Consider the following 2,549-nt stretch of genomic DNA (forward strand, 5'->3'; position numbering starts at 1 on the left):
ATCTGGTGGATCGACGGCCGCAATCCGGCGACCGTCGATATCCCGATGCGCGGCACCTTCGAGGCAGGCGTCGGCACGTTCCTGTGCGAAGATGTCTTCGACGGCCGCCCGATCCAGGTTCGCTTCCTCTGGTCGCGGATCACTGAAAACTCGGCGCGCTGGGAGCAGGCTTTTTCACCGGATGGCGGCAAGAACTGGGAGACCAACTGGATTATGGATTTCGCTCGCCGGGCGTAAAGCCAAGGAACGCAGCGTTCCAATCAGGCCGCGTCGTCGCTTCCCGGGATGAAGGCATCGAAGGCGGCAAGGAACTGCTCGCGATAGAAGTCGGCTTCCTGCAATATTTCATGGCGTGCGCCATCGATCACCAGCAGCGAACCGAGGCGCAGACGTCGGGTGTAGGTTTCCACCGCCTTGGTCGAGACGACCTGGTCGGCGCCAGCGGCAATCACCAGCAAGGGAACCTGGATCCTGGCCATGAAGTCGGGATCGCTGATGGCCTCGGACGCCTCCGCCGCCGCCTTCAGCCAGCGGATCGTCGGACCACCGAGCGCCAGTTGGGGGTAGGTCTCGTAGATCGCCGTGTTGCGCCGATACCGCTCCGGATCTGATGTCACCATGTTGGCGGCAAAGGGTATGGTTTTTCTGGGCCGCGGACCCCAGGCGGCATAAAGCTTGCCAAGACCCAGCAGACAGAACAGCGAGCAGAGGCGGCGAACGGTGGTTATCGAAACCGGCAGGTCGGGCACGGTTAGGAATGGCGCGATCAGCACCATGCGTCGTACGCGGTTCACCATCGACGGCCCGGCAAGCAGCGTAATCACTGCCCCAGCCGAATGGGCCAGTATATAATACGGGCCCCGGCAGTCGGGCAGCACGACCTCCTCGAAGAACTGTTCCAGGTCGCTGGTGTAGTCGAAGAAGCTGCGGACATAGCCGCGCTCGCGGTCGCTGATCAGCCGGTCGGAACCGCCTTGGCCACGCCAGTCGAGAGTGGCAACGCCGAAGCCACGGTCGGCGAGATTACGGATGGTCTCGAAATATTTTTCGATGCACTCGTTGCGGCCGGTCAGAACGACCACGGTGCCCCTAATCGGGCGCGCAACGGCGGGAAAAAGGCCATAGCGGATCTTCTTGCCGTCGCGCGTTGTGAAGAAACCACCGGCCGCATCTTCCGGTAGCGGGTTGCCCGGAATTTCACGGAAGAGGGGAATTTCGTTGAAGAGGTCCATTCGGCGCTGCGTTTGTGTGTCGCTGCCTGCATGGCGCAAGCTTTGGTAGGCATAGACGCCCATGCACCAAAAGCAAAGGAATTCCGGGCGCGTTGGAAGGGCTGAACGTGGCAGCCAGCGAGTGAGGCCGGAAGCAGCTTGCGGCGTGCTTCCGGCCTCTGTCGATCCGGGAGGAAGGGACGTTACACCCGGTCGGCCTCGTTGCGGCAATCAAAGTGTTACAGCGTCCCTTGCGCGTCCGAGAGGACGCGCGGCGCCGTAACCGCCGCCTGTTCCCTAATCCTGGAAGCAGTCTAGCGCCGCCTAGCTGAACGTCCGCCGAAGCCCCGGTTCATCTGCCGTTCATCGAGAAATCTTGAAATGCTTTCACGTGTTCCCCAAATGTTTGTTGCGGCCGCCAATGTCGGGGCCGCTGGCCTATCCGGAACGCCGTTACGGGTTTCGCACGGGCCATACGCAAACCTTGTTGCTCAACAGGAGAACACACTATGCGTCACGTTGATTTTTCCCCGCTCTATCGTTCGACCGTCGGTTTCGACCGGCTGTTCACGATGCTCGATTCGCTTGCGCAGCCTGAAAGCGCGCAGACCTACCCGCCCTACAATATCGAGCGCACCGGCGAGGATTCCTATCGCATCTCGATGGCCGTCGCCGGCTTCTCGGACGACGAGCTCTCGATCGAAGCTCACCGCAATGTGCTGACCGTCAAGGGTGAGCGCAAGGAAGAGGGCAATGGCGAAGGCTCCGAACTGCTCTATCGGGGTATCGCTAGCAGGGCCTTTGAGCGCCGCTTCCAGCTTGCCGACCATGTTGAAGTCGTCGGCGCCTCGCTGAAGAACGGCCTGCTCTTCGTCGACCTCAAGCGAAACATTCCCGAGGAACTGAAGCCCCGCAAGATCGCGATCACCGCGTCTTCGGCGAAGGCCAAGCAGATCGAAGCCAAGACCGCCGCGTAAGCTGCGTCACAAGCACGATCTCAGGGACGAAGGGCGGCGCTTGGCGCCGCCCTTTTTCGTTGGTGAATGAGGTCCCGCTATCCAGCAATTAGCTGACCAAAGCGGTCGACCTCTTCGGCTGTGGTCGCGAAGCTGGTGACGAAACGGTAGAGCGCCTCGTCCTCGCTGATATGGCCGTCGAAGTCATGGGGCTTGTGCCAATCGTAGAAAGCGGCACCGGTCGCCTGGGCCCTTTCAGCCTCGGCCTTTTTCATCACCGCGAAGACCTCGTTCGCTTGCGGCAACCAGGCCAGACGCGCCGACGGGGAGTCCTCGATCACTGCCGCAAGGCGCGCCGCCATGGCGTTGGCGTGGCGGGCCG

2 protein-coding genes and 2 pseudogenes are annotated in these 2,549 nt (G+C 61.7%); 2 read left to right on the forward strand and 2 right to left on the reverse strand.

The features are described 5' to 3' along the window. Positions 1-237, forward strand: a pseudogene (locus E5W87_RS20235) (DUF1579 domain-containing protein); the annotation flags it as partial. Positions 238-260: 23 nt separating this feature from the next. Here E5W87_RS20235 and E5W87_RS20240 read toward each other — a convergent pair. Further along, entirely contained in the window at positions 261-1,232 is a 972-nt protein-coding gene (locus E5W87_RS20240) for an alpha/beta fold hydrolase (protein ID WP_292401309.1), read from the reverse strand. Between the two features lie 488 nt (positions 1,233-1,720). Between E5W87_RS20240 and E5W87_RS20245 the strand changes: the two genes are divergently transcribed. Beyond that, positions 1,721-2,188 (forward strand): Hsp20 family protein, encoded by a 468-nt coding sequence (locus tag E5W87_RS20245; protein ID WP_292401311.1) that lies wholly within the window; start codon positions 1,721-1,723, stop codon positions 2,186-2,188. 77 nt (positions 2,189-2,265) lie between these two features. Here the strand turns inward: E5W87_RS20245 and E5W87_RS20250 are convergent. Further along, positions 2,266-2,549, reverse strand: a pseudogene (locus E5W87_RS20250) (low specificity L-threonine aldolase); the annotation flags it as partial.

It is taken from the genome of Mesorhizobium sp. (assembly GCF_004962925.1).
Taxonomy (GTDB): Bacteria; Pseudomonadota; Alphaproteobacteria; order Rhizobiales; family Rhizobiaceae; genus Mesorhizobium.